The sequence below is a fragment of the Nesterenkonia xinjiangensis genome, assembly GCF_013410745.1.
Classification (GTDB): domain Bacteria; phylum Actinomycetota; class Actinomycetes; order Actinomycetales; family Micrococcaceae; genus Nesterenkonia; species Nesterenkonia xinjiangensis.
This window is the reverse complement of record NZ_JACCFY010000001.1, coordinates 2,769,277-2,791,296: the sequence shown is the minus strand read 5'-3', so window position 1 is coordinate 2,791,296 and position 22,020 is coordinate 2,769,277. Positions and strand designations below refer to the sequence as shown.

Here is a 22,020-nt window from a genome sequence, read left to right as displayed (position 1 = left end):
CCGGGGTGGGGAGGTCACTTCCCGCCGAAGCCGGTGGTGGCCACACCCTGGACGATCTGACGCTGGAAGAAGAGGAACACCACGATCAGCGGCAGCGCGGCCAGCACGGCCTGGGCCATCACCTGGGCATAGGCGACGCCGTAGGCGCTGATCACGGTTTGCAGTCCGACCGGCAGCGTCATGAGCAGCGTGTCGTTGATGATGATGAACGGCCACAGGAAGTTGTTCCAGGCTTGGATGAAGACGAAGATCGACACCGCGCCGAGGATCGGTTTGGACAGCGGCAGCACCACCGACCAGAAGACCCGCAGCCGTCCGGCGCCGTCCACCCGGGCGGCGTCCTCCAGCTCGATGGGCACTGCGTCGAAGAACTTCTTCAGGATGAACACGATCGGCGCCATGACCACCTGCGGCAGGATCAGACCCCAGTAGGTGTCGACCATGTTGAACGCCAGCATCTGGTAGTACAGCGGGATGATCAGCACCTGCGGCGGCACGATGATCGACGCGATGACGGCGAAGAACACGGTGGCCCGGCCGCGGAACTGCATCCGGGAGAAGGCGTAGGCGGCCAGCGCGGAGATCGCCACGGTGAGGAAGGTGATCACGGCCGAGGTCCAGAAGCTGTTCCACGCCCAGATGTAGACGTTGCCCTCGGAGAGGACCGTGTCGAAGGCCGCGAAGGAGATGCCCTCCGAGCCGATGAGCGTCAGCCGACCGGAGGCGGCGTCGGTCTCGGTCTTCAACGAGGTGGCCACGGCCCACACGAAGGGCAGGAGCCAGACCAGAGCCATCACGGCCAGGGCGATGAAGGCCAGGATCCGGGCCGGTGTGAAGGGCCCCTCCCCCGGCTTGTAGCTGCGCTTGACGCTCCCGATCTGCGGGAGTGCTGCCGTGGTGGTCATCGCTGCCCCTTCCTGCGGTTGAGGATGCCCATCTGGATCACGCCGACCACGACGATCAGGGCGAAGAACACGTACGAGATGGACGCGGCATAGCCGAAGCGGTAGCCGACGAAGCCGGCCTCGAAGATGTACTGCACGATGGGCCGCGAGGTGTCCGAGGAGATCCCGCCGAGCATCTGGTAGGCCTGGTCGAAGAGCTTCAGCGAGGCCAGGATCTGCAGGATGAAGATCACCCCGGTCACGGGCAGCAGCTGCGGAATCGTGATCGACCACAGCTGGCGCCAGCGGCCGGCGCCGTCCACCGCCGCGGCCTCGTACTGGCTCTCCGGGATGTTCTGCAGTGCGGCCAGGTAGAGCAGGAAGTTGAAGCCGACCGTCCACCACACGGTGGCGATGGTGATGGAGATCAGATCCAGATGCGGGGTCTGCAGCCAGGCCAGCGGCTCCAGCCCGACGGCGGAGAGCACCGCGTTGGCCGCGCCGATCTCCGGGTTGAAGATCCACGCCCAGATCTGTGAGATCACCGTGGAGGCCAGCAAAAACGGCATGAAGAACGAGAGTCGCCACAGCCACTGCCCCGGCAGGCCGGTGTTGACCAGCAGGGCCATGACCATCGCGAACAGCACCAGGGGCACAGTGGAGATGATGGTGAACCATACGGTGTTGCGGATCGCGCCCCACATGGTGGAGTCGGTGAAGGCCTCGGCGTAGTTGTCCAGGCCCACGAAGTTCCCGCCCGAACCGGCCAGCGACTGGTCGGTGAAGCTCAGCCAGGCGCCGTGGAGCATCGGCCAGACGACGAACATCAGAAACGCGATCATGAAGGGGGCCAGGAAGGCCCAGGCCACCAGGCGCTCCTTCCGGCGCGCGGCCCGTTCGCCGACCTGGGCGATGCCGGTGCCGGGCGGTGCCTTCTCGTCGAGGCGGTCGGTCTTCTCGGTGGTGGTCATTCGGATGTCGCTCATACCTGCTCAGCCCCCTCCGGGTCCACGGGGTTGGGATTGGACAGGATCGAGTTCACGTAGGAACGGAACTGGTCCAGGGCGTCCTCGAAGCCGTCTCCGGCGGTCATCGCGCGCTGGAACATCTGCCCCAGCTCGTTGACGAAGTTGGACCCGGATCCGGTGAACCAGGCGGTGGGGTCGTAGACGATGTGGTCGGCGGCGTCCGCGTAGTTGGCCTGCGGCAGCAGCTCCTGATACTCGGGGCTGCCCACCACCGGCAGATAGGCGGCGATATGACCGGCGGTCGCCCAGTTCACGGAGTCTTTGAGCAGCTGGGCGACGAACTCGTAGGTATGCTCGCGAGCCTGAGGGTCCGGGCTGAGCTGGTGCGGCAGCACGAAGGAGTGCGAGTCCGCGTAGGTGATGGGCTCGCCGAAGATCGGCGGAATCATGTCCATGTCCACCGGGATGCCGGCGTTCTGCATGGTGGGCAGCTCCCAGACGCCGCTGAAGAACAGCCCGGTGCTGCCGGAGGAGAACTCCGCGACGGCGGAGTCGTAGTTGCCGCGGCTGGAGGCGATGGTCCCGTCGACCAAACGGCTCATGTGCTCCAGGGAGCTGAGGAAGGCATCATCGTCGATGACGGCTTCGCCTCCGTCGGGGAACTCCATGGTGACCCCGTGCTGGGCGTAGAAGGTGTAGAAGAGCCGCCAGATCTGCGGAGCGTCACCCAGGAATCCGTAGGACAGCGCGTTGCCGCCGGTCACTCCTCCGATCTCCTCACACAGGGAGATGAACTCGTCCGGGGACTGCGGGACGCTCAGGCGTCCGTCGCTTTCGAGGACGCCTGCCTCCTGGCAGATGTCGCGGTTGAACATCATCAGGAACGGATGGGCATCGAGCGGCACGCTGTAGAGCTCGCCGCCCACGAGGCTGTTCTCCCACATGGGGCCCGTGAAGGTGGACTCGTCGACGCCGAGCTCGGCGAGCTGTCCCTCGTCCCACGGGTCCAGGAGGCCGCCGGGCACATAGCCGGGCACCCGCGTGGAGTGCATGATGGCGACCTCCGGGGCACGGCCGCCCGCGCCGGCCATGGCCAGCTTCGTGTAGTACGGGGTGCCCCAGGCCAGCACGGTCGGGCGGACGAAGAAGTCGTCCTGGGAGTCATTGATGCCGTCCAGCAGCTCGGCCATGGTGATGCCGTCACCGCCGCTGAGCAGATGCCAGAACTGCAGGGTGGTCCGGTCAGCGGGCCCGACGTTGGGCGCGCATCCGGCCAGCGCGGCGGCTCCTGCGCCGGCGAGCGCGCCCCCGAGGAGCTGCCTCCTGCTGAGGATGGGTCGTCTCATAGATGCTCATTCCTTGGTCGGGACCATGGGGTCCGCAGGTGCGCCCCCATCATCTTTACATCGATGTAATTCTGTCTCGGCGAACCAGCCCCTTCCTTCCACGCACGGCCAAGCGTGATCGAGGACAGGAATTCCATCGATGGAACTACGCCTCAGAGAATCTCCTTGTGGCGCACATCACGATGGACACCATGCTACTGGAGACCTGACGCCCGTCAAGGCGAGCCCGTCGGGACATACCCCGCGGGGGTGCCCTGGGTGGACTCGCGGAGCACCAGCCGGTGCGGGATCACCACCGCCTGAGAGGGGCCATCGTCGCGCCGCCCCACCCGTTCCTCGAACCGCGCTGAGAGCAGGTCCAGGGCCGCACTGACGTAGTCGGTCCGGGTGAAGGCCACGGTGGTCAGCGGCGGCAGGGTGAACGCCGCATGTTCCACGTCGTCGAAACCGGTGACCAGCACGTCCTCGGGAACACGGAGCCCCGCCCGGTGCAAGGCGTGCAGAGCACCGAAGGCCAACGTGTCGGTGAAGGCGACGACGGCGTCGAAGGGCACCTGCCGGGTCAGCAGCTCCTCCACAGCTGCCGCGGCCCCGCCGATGGTCCACTGCTCCACGCCCACCTGCAGCTGGGGGTCCGCCTCCAGGCCGGCATCGCGCAGTGCGTCCAGGTATCCCAGCAGGCGCAGACCGGCGGTGGCCTTGCCTTCCTGCCCGCGCACCGCGCCGCCCAGCGCAGCGACGCGACGCGCCCCGCGGGACAGCATATGCTCGGTGATCTCCCGGGAGGCGACGCGGCTGTCCACGTACACCCGATCAGCGCGATGCTGCTCCACCTCTCCGATGAGCACCACGGGCGGCAGATGGTCCACCCGTTCGATCACCGAATCCTCCAGACGGACCGGGTTGAGGATGAGCCCGTCGATCAGGTGGGTGCGCGCCCGGGAGACCAGGTCATGCTCCCGCTCGGGCTCTGCCGCGGTCTCCTCGAACTGCACGGCCAGACCCCGCTCATGGGCCTGCTCCACGATCGTGTGGGCGAGGTCGGCGGAGAAGGCCGTGGCGAGATCCGGAAGCGCCACCCCGATGATGCCGGTGCGCCCGTTACGCAGCCCGCGGGCGCTCAGGTTCGGGACGAAGTCCAGCTCATCCATGGCCGCCTGCACCCGCTCCCGGGTCCCCTCCCGGACGGCCACCGCGCCGGTGAGCACGTTGGAGACGGTCTTCGGCGAGACGCCGGCCCGGGCGGCGACGTCCTTCATGGTGGCGCGTGATCGTGGAGAAGCCATCAGCCCAGCTTAGGCTCCGCGCGCCCGAGACGGCGGCGACAGGCGCGTCATGAGCGTGGCTGGGCCGCCAAGACCACGCATGATGTCACACCTGTGGCTGGACGACGCCATGACTCAGAACAGGACCGTGGCGAACGTGCCGACCTGTTCGAAACCCACTCGGCGGTAGGCGCGGATCGCCGGGGCGTTGTAGCTGTTGACGTAGAGGCTCACCGTCGGCGCCAGCGTGAGGGCATGGTCGACGACGGCGGCCATGCCGGGCACGGCCAGCCCCTGACCGCGATGATCAGGACGCACCCAGACCCCCTGGATCTGGACGACGTCGTCGGTCACGGCACCATACTCGGCCTTGAAGATGACCTCACCTGTGACCGGATCGGTGAGCACCTGCGAGTGCCCGGCGGCGATGAGCGAGCGGATCCGCTCGCGATACTGCGCGGAGCCCTGGGCGTAGGGAGAGAACCCCAGCTCCTCGGTGAACATCGCCGCGCAGGCCGGCTCCACCCGCGCGAAGTCCTCCGACTGGGCCTGCCGCACTCCGGGCAGCGGCACCTCCGAGGAGGGCCCCGTCATGGTGAGCAGAGGCTGATCAGCGCGGACATCTCGCGGGCTGTGCCAACCGGAGGCCTCGTGCAGCTCCAGCACGGCCTCGGCGGGCCCATAGATCGAGGAGACCCGCCGGCGCATCACACCCAGCGCCAGGCCGAACAGCTCGGCCTGGGCGGCATCGGCACCGACGGGGTTGATGTTCGACCCCACCCAGCACGCGGCGGCGAGCTCCGGTGCCCTGCCTGAGTCCTCGGCGGAGGCGTCGGCCGGGTCAGCCCCCTCCGCCTCGGCGTCGATCCCGAGGAACACCGCGCCGTTGCGGCCCTTTCCGGGCCCGGCCCCACCCCGGCTGGCCAGAGTGGTGGCCACCGAGACGTTGACCACCGGGTCGGCGTCGAGCAGACGACGCAGCGCGGGGGTGTCCCCGGGCATGAGCACGCGGACCGCCCCACCCGTGGCGTGGTCGATCCGCGCGGCGAGGGTGTTAGCTGACGGAGACCACAGGGGCACCCGTTGCCTGAGCATCTCCATCGGACTCCAGATCCATCTCTTCGGCGAGGCGGTTGGCCTCTGCGATCAGCGTCTCGACGATCTGGTCCTCCGGCACAGTCTTGATGACCTCGCCCTTGACGAAGATCTGTCCCTTGCCGTTGCCGGAGGCCACCCCGAGGTCGGCGTCGCGGGCCTCCCCCGGACCGTTCACCACACAGCCCATGACGGCCACGCGCAGCGGCACCTCCATGCCCTCCAGCCCGGCGGTGACGTCATCGGCGAGCGTGTAGACATCGACCTGAGCCCGCCCGCAGGAGGGGCAGGAGACGATCTCCAGCTTCCGGGGCCGCAGGTTCAGCGATTCGAGGAGCTGGTTGCCCACCTTGACCTCCTCGGCCGGCGGGGCCGAGAGGGAGACCCGGATCGTGTCGCCGATGCCCTGGGACAGCAGCGCCCCGAAGGCGACCGAGGACTTGATGGTGCCCTGGAACGCCGGCCCCGCCTCGGTCACACCCAGGTGGAGCGGCCAGTCCCCGCGCTCGGCCAGCAGCTGGTAGGCCTGGACCATGACCACCGGGTCGTTGTGCTTGACGGAGATCTTGAAGTCGTGGAAGTCGTGCTCCTCGAACAGCGAGGCCTCCCAGACGGCCGACTCGACGAGCGCCTCGGGGGTGGCCTTGCCGTACTTGTCCATCACGCGCTTGTCCAGGGAGCCCGCGTTGACGCCGATGCGCAGCGAGACCCCGGCGTCCTTGGCGGCCTTCGCGATGTCGCCGACCTTGTCGTCGAACTTGCGGATGTTGCCCGGATTGACCCGCACCGCGCCGCAACCGGCCTCGATGGCGGCGAAGACATACTTGGGCTGGAAGTGGATGTCAGCGATCACCGGGATCTGCGACTTCATCGCGATGATCGGCAGCGCCTCGGCGTCCTTGTCCGTGGGGCAGGCGACGCGCACGATGTCACACCCGGAGGCCGTCAGCTCAGCGATCTGCTGCAGCGTCCCGTTGATGTCGTGCGTCTTGGTGGTGGTCATCGACTGCACAGAGATCTGATGATCGCTGCCGACGCCGACACTGCCGACCTGGAAGTTCCGCGTCTTCCGGCGCGGGGCAAGGACAGGCGGAGGTGAAGCTGGCATACCGAGGTTGATGGCGGTCATGCGTCCATCGTACCGGCCCTGCATCCTCCCTCAGTATCCGCGTGAACGATCCACGACGTTGCGCAGGCTCCGCCCTGCAGCCCACCGGGAGACGTTGTCCAGAAGGATCGCGTGACCTCGTTCAAGAGTCGCGTCGGTGGTCGCTCCGTTGTGCGGTGTGACGATGACTCGAGGCATATCCCACAAGGGACTGCCCTCAGGCAACGGCTCCACCCCGTGGGCGTCCAACCCCGCTCCTCCCAGGTGCCCTTCCTCCAACACCTCCAGGAGAGCCTCCTCATCGACGATCCCTCCCCGAGAGATGACGATGAGAAAGGCACCTGGTTTCATCCTCCGCAGCTGCGGGCGCCCCAGCATTCCACCCGTCTGCGACGTCATCGGAGCAGTGACCACCACGAAGTCGCTGGTGTCGAGCAGCTCCGTCAGTCCCGCCTCTCCATGGAGCAGGCGAACCTGACCGTCCCTGTCTCCAGAGGGCGATCTGCGGAGAGCTTGGACTTTCATATGGCAGGCCTGAGCCTTGCTCGCGAGGTCCTGTCCGCTGTTCCCGTAGCCGATGATCCCAAGGGTCTGGCCTGTCAGCTCACCGTGGGTGAAACGATCCCAGCGGTGTTCCCGCTGAGCCTTCATCCACCGCGGAGCGTCGCGACTGAGCATCAACATAAGCATCAAGGCGTGCTCAGCCAGGGGAATCGCGCCGTTGCCGGCGGCGGACGTGAGGGTCACCCCTTGCGGCAGAACTCCGCCCGTCAACCAGCCGTCAACGCCGGCGGCACCCGAATGGACCCAGTCCAGCCCGGGAATTCTGTGGAGGTCGTCTCGTGGGGACGCCCCGAGCACAGCAGAGCACGCTTCTGGAGACGAGGCCGACTCCGCACTTCCCAGTGGTGAAAGTCGATCCACCGCCTGCACCTGGCAATCCGGCGCCGCGGCGCGGATCTGCTCAAGAGAAGGGCCAGCGGAGGGCTTGACGTGAATGATGCGTCTCACTTCAGCCCCGTCGTCGAGATCCCCCGGATCAGATACTTCTGGGCGAAGGCGAAGAACAGCAGAATCGGGATGAGGGAGACCACTGACATGGCCATCAGCGTCCCGGCCCCCTGATTCGACTCAGAGTCCAGGAGCGCGTTCAACGCGATCGGCACCGTCCAGATGCCGGAGTCTGTGAGATAGATCAGCTGGCCGAAGAAGTCGTTCCACGTCCAGATGAAGGTGAAGATCGTCGTCGTCACGAGGGCTGGACGCATCAGGGGGAAGATCACGTACCAGAACACCCGAAACGGACCTGCTCCGTCGACGACGGCTGCCTGGTCAAGCTCCTTCGGGATGCCTCGGATGAACTGCACCATCAGGAAGATGAAGAACGCATCAGTAGCCAAGAACTTGGGCAGCACCAGGGGGATGAAAGTGTTCACGAGGTCCAGCTGAGAGAAGACGATGTACTGGGGGATGATCACCGCGTGGATGGGCAGCATCACCGACACCAGGACGATGGCGAAGTACCATTTGCGTGCCCTGAAGTTGAGGCGGGCCAAGGCATAGGCCGTCAACGAGCAGGCGAACAGGTTCCCCACGATGCAGCTGATCGCGAGGATCAGAGAGTTTCCGAAGAAGACCCAGAAGGGCAGGCCGGCCACGTGCCATCCGTTGCGGAAGTTCTCCAGTGTGAGCTCAGTGGGGATGATGCTCGGGTCAGTGAGCACCAGGTGCGATGGTTTGAAGGCACTGACCGCCATCCAGATCAGGGGATACAGCATGAACAGCCCGAAGATGATCAGCGCTGCATGGCGGATGATGCTGTTGCGTCTGCCCGACCGCCTGGCCTCCCCGGGGCCTATGACCCGTGAGGTGGTGGATGGGCCCAACTCCATCGGTGACGCAACTTCCGTGCCTTCCGCCTGGACCTTCCTCGACAATGCCTGCTCACTCATATCAGTCTCCGTAGAAAACCCAGTACTTGGACAGAAGGAAGTGCACACCAGTGATGAGCGCGATGACGAGCAGGAGCACCCAGGCCAGCGCTGAGGCATACCCCATGTCGAAGTTCACGAACGCCTGCTGGTAGATGTACAGCGTGTAGAAGAGCGTCGAGTCCACTGGGCCGCCGGTTCCGCCGCTGACCACATGGGCTTGGGTGAAAGCCTGGAACGATCCGATCGTCTGCAGGATGAGGTTGAAGAAGATGATGGGCGTGAGCAGTGGAATCGTGACACTACCGAACTGCCTCACCACCGAAGCCCCGTCAACTCGGGCCGCCTCATAGAGCTCCTCAGGGATCTGGCGCAGACCCGCCAGGAAGATCACCATGGGTGCACCGAACGTCCAGACGTTGAGGATGATCAATGTACTGAGCGCCGTGTCCGGGTTCTGCAGCCAGTTGGTCCCTTGGATCCCGATCATCTCGAGCATCTGGTTGATGAGTCCGCTGTGACCGAACACCTGACGCCAGAGAACCGCCACCGCCACACTTGCCCCCAGGAGGGAGGGTAGATAGTAGGCGCTCCTGTAGAACGTGAGCCCCTTGAGCCCACGATCCAGGATCAGAGCCAGGCCAAGGGCAAAGGCCAGCTGGAGCGGCACCGACACCAGGACATAGGTTGCCGTGACCTGTGCCGCGCTCCAGAACCGATCGTCTCCGGCCATTCGTTCATAGTTCGCAAGCCCGGTCCATTCAGGAGACCCCATGATGTTGTAGTTCGTGAACGACAGATACAGCGAAGCCAGCATCGGAACCGATGTGATGAACACGAGCCCCAACAACCACGGCAGCATGAAGACATGCGCGACGCCGTCCTGCCTGCCCAGCGTGGACTTCCTCTTGGTCTTCTTCGGCGGGCCTGATGGCCGTTGCCACACGGGCTGCACGTCAGCGGCCTCTTCCACAGTCTTGGTCATCTCAAATCACCGACCGCTCAGCCCTGGATCCCGCTGTCGATCTCGCTGATCGTCGCTTCCGCGGCCTCCGTGATGCTCCGGTTCCCATTGGTCACCTGCTCGAGCTGCCGACGCAGAACGTCCCGCCAGGTGTTGGTGCCGGGGGGCGCCTCGTACCGGGGACGGCGGTCGACATCACGGTCCTCCGCCACGAGCTCCAGCATTTCGAGCTCTTCAGCTGTTGCGACCTCCGCATATTCCTCTGCCACACGCGGGTTCGGCGGAACACCCATTGTCAGACCGACGATCTGCTGCATCTCAACATTCGAGGTGCAGAACGTCAGAACACTTCCCGCAAGCTCAGCCTGGTCATCATCGGCATTCTTGTAGATCGCCATTCTCGGGAAGTAGAGGTACTGATACCCCTCGGCCGCACTCTGGGCCTCAGGCATGTGCCTCAGCCTGAACTCGTAATCAGGGAACATCGCGGCGTCATCGACAATGTGGTTCGAATTTCCGAAACGCATCAAGACGATGTCGCCGATGTCTTCCCAGCTGCCCTCGATCCCGTCCTGTTCGCCGATGGAGGTCGTGGCACCAGCCTCGCGCAGGTTCTCCCACCACTCGATCCATTCTTCCAGGGTCTCCTGGCTGAATCCGATCTGCCCGTCCTCTGTCCACAGCTCTTCGCCGCGCTGCCGAATCCATCCTTCGAACGGGAGGTCTGCCTGCGCGTCATACGTCAGAGCTTTGACGCCGTCGGGATTTCCACTGGAGAAATCAATCGCAAACTCCGCGAACTCATCCCAGGTCCACTCGTCAGGAAGGTCAGCTCCATACTCTTCGACAAATGTCGCGTTGTATCTGATGACGGGCACAAATGTTCCGAACGGCATAGTGTTGTGCTCCCCATCGAGGCGAAAGTCCTCAATATCCTGGTCGCTGTAATCCGAGAGGTCCAGGGTATCGATCCCCTCAAGGGGGCGGTACAGTCCGTTTGAGTAGTAGGTCATGACCTGAGGAGCAGGCACCCAGAATATATCTGCCACATTCCCAGCGGCCATCTGCGTCGTCATGCGCTCTTGAAAAGCGTTGTAGTCGGCAAATTCAACGTTCATGCTGATGTCGGGGTATTCGTCCTCCATCATGCCGAACGCCTCGGAATAATTCTGCTGACGCACATCACTCCCCCAGAACGCATAGCGGAGCGTGCCAGCCTGATTGCCCCCGCCGCCGCCGAGACCGCCGCAGGCGGCCAGCATCCCCATCCCACCCGCAGCACCGGCCCCGATCAGGAAGTCTCGCCTGTTGAACGCCTGCATGACCTTCTCCCCTCAATAAGCATGAGCAACACCTGCACAGTGACGAGCATCACTCAGCGGACTGCATTCGACTGTAATGCCGAGCATATTGTCTGTCAATCATTCATGTCTTGTTATTTTTCACTTGATCTCGATGACTTCGAACAGGCCAAGCGGAGGTGTCTTCACCGTGAGGTCGCGGCCCGACTGCCTCCACTCCAGCTCCTGGTCAGCGACGCGGGCACGGACCCCAGACACCGCCCACGAGACATCAAGGTGCAGTGCCGCCTCAGCAAGAGGGACCGGGGGCATGAAGCGCTGATCTGCATCTCCTGTGCGGTTGAGGAGGTGAACGACCGCGGCCTCGTGATTCCGGCCGGGAACGATCTGCACCTGCTGGGGCAGGCTGCTCCGCACCTGCAAGCTTTCCCCTGAGGTCGTGAGAATCTTCGTCACCCAGGAATCACGCACCGCGCTGAGGCCGATCGTCCGATAGGTGAGTCCTGGTCGCCACGGTGCATAGGCGAGCACCCCGGCTCCATGCCGGCCGGCGACCCAGCCGGGGTGAGACGTGGGGTGATGCCCGTAGCACTTCTCAGGGGGCCCGTAGAGCGCGCGCCCTACGGCGAGCCAGTCGACCTGTGCCCCGGGACGCGGCTCCAACACGTGGAATCCCCCCACCACAGGGGCAAGGTCACCAGAGTCGTTCACCGGAACATGAAGTGAGCGCACGGACTCCTGAGTCACGAAGGCAGCACGTTGCTGGGCCAGCGGCTCGTCGCCGCCGAGCTGAGGCGAGCCCTGTTGCCATCCGGAATCCCCGGTGGCGACGACACCGCCCCCTGCGGCCAGCACCGCCTCCAGCGCCTTGACCTCTTCAGGTCGCAGCTCACCGAGGTCTGGAAGAATGACCAGTGCATAGCGTTCAGGGTCCATCTCTGAGAGGCGGTCCTGGCGGACGACGTCGAACGGCACATGTTTCTCAGTCAAGGCCAGATACTGGCCCTCGAACTCGGCCCGCCGCCGCTGTGGATCAGGGGCGTCCGGCTTTGAGGTCCGTACAAGAGCGACCTTGGCGTCAGATCGAAGGTCTGTGTAGATCCTTTCGTTGTCCCGATGGAATCGCATCACCTCCGCACCGGCCTCGACAGCCTCGTACTTGCTGTCCTCGATGCGGCCCATGAGGTAGAGGGAAGGCTGGGCACCGGTGGCGATCGTCTGCACCAAGTACTGCGCATAGCGGTGAGGATCCTCCCCTGCCCAGCGATACGGCATGTCGACGAAGGCCGCAGAGTTGACGAAAACCGGGCGCTCTTGGTTCCCAGACCGCGCCGCGCTGACCTGCTCAGCGGTGTGGTGGTGCCACAGCGCCCTCCCCACGGCGTTGTTGGCCTCGTGGAACGTGATGTCCGCCTTGTCGCCCATGATCAGCGCCACGTGGGGACGAATGGCATGGATATGCGCAGTCATCCGCGCATGCAGATCATCAAGGACGTGTGCGGTGAACTGCCTCCAGCGTGCGTATCCGCTGGATTCCGGGCTTCGAGGATGCTCCAGCCCAGGAGCGAACGCTCGAAAGCCCTCCAAGCAAGGCGCGCAGTGGCAGACCCCCCAGTACGCGCGGCTGTAGTCGAACTCGTTGAAGGTCATCATGTTGAAGAAGAATCCGGAGATGTCATATCCATTCATCACTTCTTCGATGACGTCGAACATCTTCTGCTGGTAGTAGTCGCCGCTGGGACAGACACTTCGATACCCGTTGTAGGTCTGAGGTACGCCCTCGGGACTGACGAAGCACCACTCGGGATGCTCCTCAGCTCGACGAGCATCGATCTTCGAGAAGTCCATGCGACCCAGGAGGCGCATGCCCCGATCGTGGGCAGCCACCACCGCGTCGCCGACCAGATCCCCCGATTCCCTCTCCCCCAGCACAGGATTGACCGTCTGGCACGCGAGCTTGCTGGGGTAGTTCGCGATGATCCCCCCGACGCTGATCAACCAGGTGTTCGCACCGAAGCTCTGTATCGCGTCCGCAGTCTGCTCGACGTCGAGCCCCGCGTCGATCTCCCGCAGATTGGTCTGAACCGTCCGGAAGGGTGTGTTCCACCATCTCTGGCTCATACGTCCCTCTCGGCGATCAGGCGAAACAGGGCCGCATGATCGAGCTCACCCCAGTCCTTCGCCAGAGCTTTGTCCATCTGGCGGGCCACCACCTCGATGCCGGGAAGCTCAACGCCATGATGCTCCGCGGCGGCCAACGCCAGACCGAGATCCTTCCGATGCAGCCGGATCCGAAAGCCGGGGTCGAACGTCCGATTGACCATGCGCTGCCCGTGCATCTCCAGGATCCTGGAGGACGCGAATCCTCCGGACAGCGCCTCCCGTGCCTTGCCAGCGTCAATGCCGGACGCCTCCGCCACAGAGAGCCCTTCGGCCACCGCCTCGATGGTCAGCCCCACGATGATCTGATTCACCACCTTGGTCGCCTGACCGGCGCCCACCTCGCCCATGTGGGTGATGTTCTTCCCCAGGGTCTGGAACAGTGGCATGGCCTCTTCGACAACGGCCTCCGACCCACCCAGGAATATGGTGAGCGCGCCTTCCCTGGCTCCCGCCTCACCCCCAGAGACCGGCGCGTCGATGTACTCTCCGCCGGCTCTGCGGACGGAAGCCGCCACGTCCTTGGTCACCACCGGGGAGATCGAACTCATGTCGATCACCAGTGAACCCTCCTGCAGCCCGCTCAGAACGCCATCGGCCCCGATGACGGCCTTCTCCACATCAGGCGTATCCGGAAGCATCAGGACGATCACCTGGGACTTCTCCGCAACCTCCTGGGGACTATCTGCTGCCACCGCACCAGCCTCCAACAGGCCCTGGTGACGCTCCCTCACCCGGTGCACAGTGAGCGTGTGCCCTGCCTTGAGCAAGTTCAAGGCCATAGGAGCACCCATCACCCCGAGCCCAATGAAACCGATACGCATCTGCTCTCTCCTCAATCCCTCGTTCACTGCTTCCGAAAAATCTCTGCCACTGGTGCACGCCAGTGACCTCCTCCGGCTCAGACCGGCCAGACGAGGTGCACAGTCTCCAGCCGGTCAATCCGCGCGACCGGAACCGTCGCCACACCGTCCTCCACAGAAACCCCCGCTTGCTCGTCGGCATAGAGCAGGGTGGCCGTCACCTCCGAGACACCCTCTGGCAGCCGGATGCGGACTTCTTGGTCCTTCAGGGGAATCAGCTCATGGTTCTGCCCCCGCATGGCCATCGGATTGGTGAGGTTGACCAGGGTGACCGCCAACTCGCCATGCCCTCGCTGGACAGCGACGTCGACCAACCCTCGGCCACAGACCTCTACCTGCGGCCGGCCCCCCAGCGCCCAGCGGACCGCGTTCCCCACCAGGCGCCCGTGATCGGACTGCAGGAACTCCCAGTAGATCTCCCCCAGGTTGAACGCGACGTACACAGTCCGCCCACCCGAGGCATGCTCGCGCGTCACGACAGCCGGCGTGGAGGCTCCAGGCCTGGGATAGACCTCCTCCATAGGAAGGTCCGGGTAATCGGGCACGAAGCGGAAGATCTCCTGCGCCTCTCCGAGGAGCTCCACTCCCAGCACCTGTGTTCCGCCGACGATCCGTTGAGCACCCTCGTAGCCGGAGGAAAGAGTGTGTTCCTTCTCAATGGTCATGTACTTGTTCTTCAAGGGGCCGCGGACATCCTCCGTGAGACGCACGCCCAAGAGCTCCCCCAGCTCCAGCACCCTCTCGCCCGGCTCCCCCGCCAGGCTGGAGTCGAAGGTAGCCACGACGTTTCCCCCTGCCTCGACGAACTCCTCGATCACCTGACGCTGCGCCGTGCTCAACGCCGGACAGGCAGGAAGCACCAGAACTCGGACCCCCTCCAGCCGCTTTGCCGTCAAGGCTTCATCAGCGATATAGACGAAGGGGATCCGCGCCTCTATCAGAGCCTGGTAGACGCCGTCTTCGTGCTCAGGCCGACCGGGCACATAGGACTCGTCTGGCAGCGCGTCCGCAGAGACCCGGCTGTCCAAGAGCGCCACCTCACCGGTGTGAGTCAACCGCTCCAGCACATGCTCGGCCTTTTCATGGAGCTCATAAGCTTCCACGATCGGCGCGACCCATCGCTGATCGAAGATCTCCCCCTTGAACTTGGTGAACCAGGGCCGCGCACCGTGGGCGAAACCGTCGACGATCAGACTGGTGGTCTCCTCCGGGTCGGCCACAGAATCCTTCCACCGTGCCTCATGGGATTCAGGCCCCACGGAGGTGATGAGAGCCACGGGCCTATCTGGGTAGAGCCCTCGGGCCCGCTTCGCGATGCGCCCGGGCACCCAGGACGGTTCGACGCCGGAACGCCCCTGCTTGTCCACGAAGAACATCGGATATCGGTCATCCACCATCTCGCGGACAAGATCTCGAGTGAGATTGGCACCTCGGTTGGGGATGAACCGAACATGCGACTTCACAGCTCGAACGGCATCGTCCCAGATCACCACCAGTTCGCTGAGCTTCCGGCTCCGCCATTCCCTGTATACAGACCAGGCAGGATCCTCAGGCTCGGACTCACTGGGGAGCTCCATGCCGGTGTCCCGCAGGAACTCCCGCATCGATGCCGGACTGTAGGACACCCTCCGAGGAGGCCCTTCCCAGCGGTTGGCGAAGACGGCGTCGATGTCGTATTTCCTGGTGATCTCCACGGCAACCTCGGTGATGAATTCCCGGTGATAGCTGCTGAACGGATCTGTCCACCAGAGCCCAGGCATCGAGTCATGCTCCATGGCTTGGCCGTTCTCGTCTCGGGCCAGCCATTCGGGATGAGCTGCGGCCGCTTCCTCACGGATGGCATGCGGGTCCACTCGCGCCATGACGTGCATGCCCAGTGAGCGGGCACTCTCCACCAGAGTGCCGAAAGGATCGGAGTCCCCAAGGTGCCGGCTCCTGTGGTGATAGGGAATCTCCGTCGGATAGAAGGCCATGTAGCCACCTGCGCTCAGGCAGAGAGCGTTGGATCGGGACCGGCGCAAGACATCGACCCAGAAGTCGACGTCGAGTGCGGAGGGGTCGTCCTCGGTGAACGTCAGCTGAGTCCACCGAGTCGCCGTCCTATACCACTCCGGGGTTCTCAGGCTCTCCTGCATGTCAGGCCTTGCCTTTGGTGCTCTCACAGGTACTCCCGTCGTCTATGGCTCACGTCACACTCAAGCGCGTGTTGTCAGACATGATGACATGTTATTCATTGTATGACAAGATGCACCTATGCAGTGGAATGGCTACGAGATCAGTGCAAACGTCTCCCTCCTCTTTACCGAGCTTCCGTACATGGAACGATTCGAAGCAGCGTTCGAGTCCGGCTTCCGCGCCGTCGAAAGTTGGTGGCCCTTCACCCGGGCCCATCCGGGCGATGCGGCCCTTGACGATCTGGTCGGCACCATCCATGACTCCGGGGTGCGGCTGACCGGGCTGAATTTCTTCGCCGGAGACATGGCGGGAGGAGAGCGCGGCATCGCGTGCAGGCCCGAGCGGCAGGCGGAGCTGGAGGCGAACACGGAGGCGGTCCTACGAGTCGCGCTCGCCACGGGTTGCCGTGGATTCAACCTGCTCTACGGACAGCCAGACGGGGGCGCAGAACCCTCCACACATCGCACGATCGCCGTGACGGCCTACCGGCGAGCTGCGGAAGCGGTCGAGGAGATCGGAGGGACAGTCCTCATTGAGCCTCTCGCCGGAGGCCTGAACGGCACGTATCCGCTCACCACGCACCACCAGGGTCTCGAGCTGGCCGACGAGGTCGGTCATGGCTCCGCCCTGCTGCTCGACACCTTCCACCTGAGCCGCAACGGAGTGGACCCCTCCCGTGCTGCCGACGAGTCTGCAGGGAGGATCGGGCATGTCCAGCTCGCCGACACGCCGGACCGCGGCGAGCCTGGATCAGGAGAGCTGGACTGGGCCTCCCTTGCCGCGGCCCTGCAGACGTCAGGGTATTCAGGCACCGTAAGCGCTGAGTACAAGCCGACGAGAAAGACCGAAGAGACCTTGTCATGGCTCAAGAACTGAGTGACGCCTCTGAGCTCAGCGTTATGCTGTTGTCAGGCAAGTGATCAGATAAGACATCCTCAGCTCCATGACGCCATCTGCGGCAGGCTGAGATGGACCGTGAAAGGACGAGATGTGCCTGCCAGCAGCACTCAGATCAAGCTCGGCCCCTCATCACTGACGGAGGCCCTCTTCGAGTCCCTGCGGACCCGGATCATCAACGGCGAGATCGAGCCGGGAGAGAAGGTCACGGAGCTTCGGGTCGTCGAAGAGTACGGCGTTGCCCGCCCCACCGCGAAGTCCTGCATCGAGCGTCTCACGAGCCAAGGACTGCTGCGGAGAGTCGCCCACAGATCGGCCGCCGTGCCAGAGCTCGACGAGGACGAGATCAAGGACCTGTTCTTCAGCCGCACCACGTTTGAATCCACAGCCGTCGCGCACTTGGCAGGACAGCGCCATCTGCCAGCCGAGGTGAAGCGCGCGCAGTCATCGATGCGGAGCGCTGCCGAGCAGAGAGACTTCGCCGAACAGGTGCAAGCCGACATCGCATTCCACTGGGGTCTCGTCAACGGATTCCAGAGCGAACGCCTCCAACGGATGTACGAGATGATCTCCGGGGAGATCCACCTGACGATGGGCAAGTTCTCCGCGCACCGCAGCACGACACCCACGAATGTGGTGGCGGAACATGACACCATCATGGCTGCCATTCAGGACGGGGACGAGGTCACCGCACGCCAGGCACTCGCCGACCACCTCAGTCATGCCCGTGACCGCGTGTTGACTCAGAGGCGGGGCGAGATGCCGACGGCACCCGATGGCGGTGCCGCCGGCTGACTCCTTCTCCTACTGATTGGAGAATGCGGCGTCGAAGGAGGCCTCCGGACGCTCCCACAGCAGCGAACGGATCCGCCCCACCGCCTCGGCGGCCCCGTGGAGGCGGTCCATGCCCGCGTCCTCCCACTCGATGGAGATCGGACCCGAGTAGCCGATGTGCCCCAGCGCGCGGAAGGCGTCCTCCCAGGGAATGTCCCCATGACCGGTGGAGACGAAGTCCCAGCGGCGCCGCGGATCACCCCAGGGAAGGTGAGAGCCCAGGATCCCGCTGCGCCCGGTCTGCGGCCGCAGCCGGGTGTCCTTGCAGTCCACGTGGTAGATCCGATCGGCGAAGTCGGTGATGAACCCGATCGGGTCGATCCCCTGCCAGAACATGTGGCTCGGGTCCCAGTTCAGCCCGAAGGCCTCACGGTGGCCGATGGCCTCCAGCGCGCGCACCGTGGTCCAGTGGTCGTAGGCGATCTCCGAGGGGTGGACCTCCAGGGCGAACTTCACACCCTGCTCATCGAAGACGTCCATGATCGGATTCCAGCGGTCCGCGAAATCCTGGTACCCGGCGTCGATGACCTCACCGGGCACCGGCGGGAACATGGCCACGTACTGCCAGATCTTCGAGCCGGTGAACCCGACGACGACGTCGGCCCCCAGCTTCCGTGCCACGCGGGCGGAGCGCTTCATGTCCTCCGCCGCTCGCCGGCGCACTCCCTCGGGCTCGCCGTCGCCCCAGACGTAGTCACGCAGGATCGCCTGGTGGCGGAAGTCGATGGGGTCGTCGCAGACGGCCTGGCCGCCCAGGTGATGGGAGATCGCCCAGACCTTCAGCCCGTGGCGGTCCAGGATCTCCAACCGAGACTGCAGGTACTCGTCGTCCTCATCGGCGCGCTTCAGATCCAGGTGATCGCCGCTGGCGGCGATCTCCAGGCCGTCATAGCCCCATTCGGCGGCCCGGGCCGCCAGCTCCTCGAAGGGCATGTCCGCCCACTGGCCGGTGAACAGGGTGACGGGGTGGGAGGCGTGCTCTGCTGCGCTCATGTCTCTCCTGATGTCGTGTGTTGGGGATGAGGTCTCGGTGGTTCGAGGGCTCGCGCGCCGGGACGGCTCGTGTTCTTCGCGGGAGTCAGGTCCGGGCAGGCACAGGCCGCTCCGAAGGGGTGACGTCGACCCACCGTCCGCTCTGCGCGGACTCCAGCACGGCGTCGATGATCCGGTTCGCCCGGGCGCCGTCGGCGAAGGTGGGCAGGCCCGCGGGCCGCTCGCCGCCGATCTGCGCGTAGGTGTCCCGGGCGAAGGCGGCAAAGGCATCCAGGTAGCCCATCGGGTGGCCCGAGGGGACCAGCGAGAGCCGAGCGGCGTCCTCGTCCAGCACGGCGGAGTCCCGCGCGATGGTCACCGAGCCGGCCGCACGGCCCAACCACAGCTCGTCAGGGTGCTCCTGATCGAAGAACACGCTGCCCTCTGCCCCGGAGACCTCCAACGTCAGCTGGTTCTTCCGCCCGGCGTTGACCTGGGAGACCATCAGGCTGCCCAGCGCGCCCCCGGTGAGCTCCACGGTCAGTGCGGCGGCGTCCTCGGTGACGACTTCGGCTCCCCCGCGCTGCGGGTGGGCGATGGTGGTGGCCGCGCTGAGCCGCACGATCCGCTCCCCCGTGATGAACTCCAGAAGGTCCACCAGATGGGAGCCGATGTCCCCGAAGGCCCGGGAGCGCCCGGAGACCTGCGGATCGACCCGCCAGTTCGACTCCTCGGCGTCGAGCAGCCAGTCCTGCAGATAGGCGCCGCGCACGGTGAGCAGCCTGCCCAGCCTCCCTGCGGAGGTCTCGCTGCGAGCCTGCCGGGCCATGGGGTGGAAGCGGTAGACGAACGGGACCGAGGCCACGACGCCGGCGCTCTCGGCCAGTTCGGCCAGCTCGGCGGCCTCGGCGGCGTCCACGGCCAGCGGCTTCTCACAGATCACATGACGGCCCGCCCGGAGGACCGCGCGGACGTGCTCGGCATGCCGGGCGTTGGGCGAACAGACATGGACGACGTCGCTGCGCTCGATCAGCTCCTCCACACTCGACGCCGGAGTCACTCCCAGGGGCTCTGCCGCCGCGGTGCTGCGATCCGGGGATGAGGACACCAGCCCCACCACGTCGGCTCCGGCCGCACGGGCCGCCGCCGTGTGGGTCCGGGCCATGAACCCGCCTCCGATGATGCCTGCCTTCAGCTTCTGCATGGATCCCCCTGTCTCGGTCGCGCCATGTCCGCCACGTACTGCGGGGCTCCCGGTCCTGTGTGTTGATCGTCCTCGTCGCCCGTCACCGGATGTCCGGCTCGGCCCGTCATGAGTTCCCCGGTGAAGCGCCTGCGCCGGCATGGGATTCGTCGAACCAGCCGTGCGCCGGATTCGACACCGCCGGGGCCTCTCGTCCATGCCCCGGCCTGGCGGCCCACCGCACGCCGTTGGCCAGCACCCGCTGGATCTCGGCCTGGTGATAGACGGGATAGTCCTGGTCGCCCGGGCTGAAGTAGAAGATCCGGCCGTGGCCCCGGGAGTAGGTGAGTCCGGAGCGGAAGACCTCCCCGCCGGCGAAGGAGCTGATGAAGATGAGCGACTCCGGTTCGGGCACGTCGAAGAACTCTCCATACATCTCCTGCTCGGGGACGATGAGCGGGTTCGGGATCCCCTCGGCGATGGGATGGGTGGGATTCACCGTCCAGACGAGCTCTCGTTCTCCCCGGTTCCTCCAGGCCAACGAGCACGTGGTGCCCATCAGCCGTTGGAAGACCTTCGCGAAGTGCCCGGAATGCAGCACCAGCAGTCCCATTCCCGCCAGGACATGCCGATGCACGCGGTCGACGATCTCCTCCCCGACGTCGTCATGGGCCCGGTGGCCCCACCACAGCAGGACGTCGGTGCGGGCCAGCCGCTCCTCGGTCAGCCCGTGCTCCACGTCACTGAGCGTGGCAGTGGCGACCTCCGCCTCCGGGAGGTGCTTCCGGAGGCCCGCGGCGATGGCCCCGTGCATTCCCTCCGGATAGATCTCCCCGATGTGCTCGGGCTCGGCCAGCTCCTCGTGCACGCCTTCGTTCCAGACCAGGATCCGCAGCGGACTCTCAGGCATCGGCCAGCCTCACTTCCTGTCGTGCAGCCGCCGACCGGTAGCAGGCATCGATGATGCGTGCCCGCTCCAGCGCCAGGGACCCGTCATGGTCGCGCCACATCACGCGATCACCCCGGATCACCTCGATGAAGTCCTGGATCACCTGCCCATGCCCGCGCCCCGGCTCGGCCGTGAGCGCATAGTCAGCCGTCTCACCGTCCTCGTCGGTGAAGACCCTCAGCTCGCCCACCGGCGTCTTGGCGGCCCCGGCCACGTGCAGGTGGGCTCCCCCTTCGGTCCCGTACACGGAGAAGTCCAGCAGGTCCTCGGCCTCGCGATAGGTGGCCCACCCGGCCTCCAGGATCAGCGTGGAACCGTCGTCGAACCGCACGAACGCCGAGGAGAAGTCCTCGACCTCATAGGCACGGTCCGCATCCTCACGGGTCACGGAGATGTTCTTCGCCCCGCCCCTGCCTCGTGTGCCCAGTTCAGCGAACGCGGAGGCCGAGACGGTGACCGCCTTCGGCTCGTCCAGCAGGTAGAGGGCGTAGTCCAGCACATGGACCCCGATGTCGATCATTGGGCCTCCGCCGGAGAGCTCCTTGCTCGTGAACCAGCTTCCGAGCTGGGGAATCCCCTGACGGCGCAGCCAGGACGCCTTCGCGTAGTAGGAACGCCCCAGCTCACCCGAGTCGATGACCCCCTTGAGAGCGCTGATGTCGCCGCGTCGGCGGTGGTTGAACGCGACGTCGAGCACGCGCCCGGCCCGTCGGGCGGCGTCGACCATGCTCTGGCCTTCGACAGCGTCTCGGGCCAGCGGCTTCTCACAGAGCACGTGGAGGCCCCTCTCGAGGGCTGCGATCGCGATGGGGGCGTGGAGGAACGTCGGCACCGCGATGCTGACCGCATCCAGCGAGTCCACCTCCAGGAGCTCCTCCCAGGTCCGCACCAGATGCGGGACGCCGTACTGCCCGCCCAGCGTCCGCCGCAGATCGTCTTCCATACCCGCCAGGGCCAGGACCTCGACTCCCTCGGCCTGGCTGAAGGCCTCAAGATGCTGCTGCCCGGCCCATCCGAGTCCGATGACTCCGACCCTCGTCACGTCTCCTCGCTGATCAGTACGACCCGTCACGTTGTCCTTTCCCTGATGAATCACGAACTCTCCTCGCCTGTCCTGCATTCCTG

Annotated in this window: 19 protein-coding genes and 1 pseudogene; 3 read left to right on the top strand and 17 right to left on the bottom strand. The window is 65.2% G+C overall.

Features of this window, described 5'->3' with window-relative positions:
* Positions 1–14 precede the first annotated feature (14 nt).
* The 13 genes from HNR09_RS12565 to HNR09_RS12505 form a co-directional block, all read right to left on the bottom strand.
* Positions 15–905: a carbohydrate ABC transporter permease gene (locus tag HNR09_RS12565; protein WP_179542354.1), complete on the bottom strand. Its 891-nt coding sequence runs from the start codon at positions 903–905 to the stop codon at positions 15–17.
* Positions 902–1,855, bottom strand: coding sequence for a carbohydrate ABC transporter permease (locus tag HNR09_RS12560; RefSeq protein WP_179542353.1), 954 nt, complete (start codon positions 1,853–1,855; stop codon positions 902–904). The genes HNR09_RS12565 and HNR09_RS12560 overlap by 4 nt, the downstream gene beginning before the upstream one ends.
* Before the next feature lie 11 nt (positions 1,856–1,866).
* A complete protein-coding gene (locus HNR09_RS12555; RefSeq protein WP_179542352.1) occupies positions 1,867–3,198 on the bottom strand; it encodes an extracellular solute-binding protein in 1,332 nt (443 codons plus the stop codon).
* Positions 3,199–3,413: 215 nt separating this feature from the next.
* A complete protein-coding gene (locus tag HNR09_RS12550; RefSeq protein ID WP_179542351.1) occupies positions 3,414–4,484 on the bottom strand; it encodes a LacI family DNA-binding transcriptional regulator in 1,071 nt (356 codons plus the stop codon).
* A gap of 114 nt (positions 4,485–4,598) precedes the next feature.
* Complete coding sequence (locus tag HNR09_RS12545; protein WP_179542350.1) at positions 4,599–5,558, bottom strand: GNAT family N-acetyltransferase; 960 nt, start codon at positions 5,556–5,558, stop codon at positions 4,599–4,601.
* The gene (gene ispG, locus HNR09_RS12540) at positions 5,518–6,687 is read right to left on the bottom strand and encodes a flavodoxin-dependent (E)-4-hydroxy-3-methylbut-2-enyl-diphosphate synthase (RefSeq protein WP_179542349.1); all 1,170 of its coding nucleotides are present in this window, start codon (positions 6,685–6,687) and stop codon (positions 5,518–5,520) included. The genes HNR09_RS12545 and ispG overlap by 41 nt, the downstream gene beginning before the upstream one ends.
* Positions 6,688–6,717: 30 nt before the next feature.
* Entirely contained in the window at positions 6,718–7,413 is a 696-nt protein-coding gene (locus HNR09_RS12535) for an NAD(P)-dependent oxidoreductase (protein WP_218881934.1), read from the bottom strand.
* 260 nt (positions 7,414–7,673) lie between these two features.
* Entirely contained in the window at positions 7,674–8,558 is an 885-nt protein-coding gene (locus HNR09_RS12530) for a carbohydrate ABC transporter permease (RefSeq protein WP_179542348.1), read from the bottom strand.
* 61 nt (positions 8,559–8,619) lie between these two features.
* Positions 8,620–9,582 (bottom strand): carbohydrate ABC transporter permease, encoded by a 963-nt coding sequence (locus HNR09_RS12525; protein ID WP_179542347.1) that lies wholly within the window; start codon positions 9,580–9,582, stop codon positions 8,620–8,622.
* 17 nt (positions 9,583–9,599) lie between these two features.
* The gene (locus HNR09_RS12520) at positions 9,600–10,883 is read right to left on the bottom strand and encodes an ABC transporter substrate-binding protein (protein ID WP_179542346.1); all 1,284 of its coding nucleotides are present in this window, start codon (positions 10,881–10,883) and stop codon (positions 9,600–9,602) included.
* A gap of 120 nt (positions 10,884–11,003) precedes the next feature.
* Entirely contained in the window at positions 11,004–12,983 is a 1,980-nt protein-coding gene (locus tag HNR09_RS12515; RefSeq protein ID WP_179542345.1) for an alpha-amylase family protein, read from the bottom strand.
* Positions 12,980–13,873, bottom strand: coding sequence for an NAD(P)-dependent oxidoreductase (locus HNR09_RS12510; protein WP_343047544.1), 894 nt, complete (start codon positions 13,871–13,873; stop codon positions 12,980–12,982). The genes HNR09_RS12515 and HNR09_RS12510 overlap by 4 nt, the downstream gene beginning before the upstream one ends.
* Positions 13,874–13,923: 50 nt before the next feature.
* Positions 13,924–16,020 carry an alpha-amylase family protein gene (locus HNR09_RS12505; protein WP_281366351.1) on the bottom strand — a complete coding sequence of 699 codons (2,097 nt, stop codon included), beginning with the start codon at positions 16,018–16,020 and terminating at the stop codon, positions 13,924–13,926.
* 181 nt (positions 16,021–16,201) lie between these two features.
* Between HNR09_RS12505 and HNR09_RS12500 the strand changes: the two genes are divergently transcribed.
* From HNR09_RS12500 to HNR09_RS16230, 3 genes and pseudogenes are all read left to right on the top strand, one after another.
* Entirely contained in the window at positions 16,202–16,936 is a 735-nt protein-coding gene (locus HNR09_RS12500; RefSeq protein ID WP_246348827.1) for a hydroxypyruvate isomerase family protein, read from the top strand.
* Positions 16,937–17,269, top strand: a pseudogene (locus tag HNR09_RS16615) (GntR family transcriptional regulator); the annotation flags it as partial.
* Between the two features lie 9 nt (positions 17,270–17,278).
* Positions 17,279–17,752 (top strand): GntR family transcriptional regulator, encoded by a 474-nt coding sequence (locus HNR09_RS16230; RefSeq protein WP_343047543.1) that lies wholly within the window; start codon positions 17,279–17,281, stop codon positions 17,750–17,752.
* Positions 17,753–17,761: 9 nt separating this feature from the next.
* Here the strand turns inward: HNR09_RS16230 and HNR09_RS12490 are convergent, their stop codons facing one another.
* From HNR09_RS12490 to HNR09_RS12475, 4 genes are all read right to left on the bottom strand, one after another.
* Positions 17,762–18,784, bottom strand: coding sequence for a sugar phosphate isomerase/epimerase family protein (locus HNR09_RS12490; RefSeq protein WP_179542341.1), 1,023 nt, complete (start codon positions 18,782–18,784; stop codon positions 17,762–17,764).
* An 85-nt stretch (positions 18,785–18,869) separates the two neighbouring features.
* Positions 18,870–19,967, bottom strand: coding sequence for a Gfo/Idh/MocA family protein (locus HNR09_RS12485; protein ID WP_179542340.1), 1,098 nt, complete (start codon positions 19,965–19,967; stop codon positions 18,870–18,872).
* A 106-nt stretch (positions 19,968–20,073) separates the two neighbouring features.
* The gene (locus HNR09_RS12480; RefSeq protein WP_179542339.1) at positions 20,074–20,856 is read right to left on the bottom strand and encodes a ThuA domain-containing protein; all 783 of its coding nucleotides are present in this window, start codon (positions 20,854–20,856) and stop codon (positions 20,074–20,076) included.
* Positions 20,849–21,937 (bottom strand): Gfo/Idh/MocA family protein, encoded by a 1,089-nt coding sequence (locus HNR09_RS12475; RefSeq protein WP_343047542.1) that lies wholly within the window; start codon positions 21,935–21,937, stop codon positions 20,849–20,851. Before HNR09_RS12475 ends, HNR09_RS12480 begins: the two co-directional genes overlap by 8 nt.
* Positions 21,938–22,020 lie beyond the last annotated feature (83 nt).

Coding starts and splice junctions, on each gene's coding strand:
- HNR09_RS12490 (WP_179542341.1), bottom strand. CDS start 18,784: ATGAGCGCAGCAGAGCACGCCTCCCACCCCGTCACCCTGTTCACCGGC.
- HNR09_RS12515 (WP_179542345.1), bottom strand. CDS start 12,983: ATGAGCCAGAGATGGTGGAACACACCCTTCCGGACGGTTCAGACCAAT.
- HNR09_RS12565 (WP_179542354.1), bottom strand. CDS start 905: ATGACCACCACGGCAGCACTCCCGCAGATCGGGAGCGTCAAGCGCAGC.
- HNR09_RS12530 (WP_179542348.1), bottom strand. CDS start 8,558: ATGGAGTTGGGCCCATCCACCACCTCACGGGTCATAGGCCCCGGGGAG.
- HNR09_RS12520 (WP_179542346.1), bottom strand. CDS start 10,883: ATGCAGGCGTTCAACAGGCGAGACTTCCTGATCGGGGCCGGTGCTGCG.
- ispG (WP_179542349.1), bottom strand. CDS start 6,687: ATGACCGCCATCAACCTCGGTATGCCAGCTTCACCTCCGCCTGTCCTT.
- HNR09_RS12525 (WP_179542347.1), bottom strand. CDS start 9,582: ATGACCAAGACTGTGGAAGAGGCCGCTGACGTGCAGCCCGTGTGGCAA.
- HNR09_RS12500 (WP_246348827.1), top strand. CDS start 16,202: ATGGAACGATTCGAAGCAGCGTTCGAGTCCGGCTTCCGCGCCGTCGAA.
- HNR09_RS12545 (WP_179542350.1), bottom strand. CDS start 5,558: ATGCTCAGGCAACGGGTGCCCCTGTGGTCTCCGTCAGCTAACACCCTC.
- HNR09_RS12505 (WP_281366351.1), bottom strand. CDS start 16,020: ATGCAGGAGAGCCTGAGAACCCCGGAGTGGTATAGGACGGCGACTCGG.
- HNR09_RS12555 (WP_179542352.1), bottom strand. CDS start 3,198: ATGAGACGACCCATCCTCAGCAGGAGGCAGCTCCTCGGGGGCGCGCTC.
- HNR09_RS12480 (WP_179542339.1), bottom strand. CDS start 20,856: ATGCCTGAGAGTCCGCTGCGGATCCTGGTCTGGAACGAAGGCGTGCAC.
- HNR09_RS12485 (WP_179542340.1), bottom strand. CDS start 19,967: ATGCAGAAGCTGAAGGCAGGCATCATCGGAGGCGGGTTCATGGCCCGG.
- HNR09_RS12560 (WP_179542353.1), bottom strand. CDS start 1,855: ATGACCACCACCGAGAAGACCGACCGCCTCGACGAGAAGGCACCGCCC.
- HNR09_RS12550 (WP_179542351.1), bottom strand. CDS start 4,484: ATGGCTTCTCCACGATCACGCGCCACCATGAAGGACGTCGCCGCCCGG.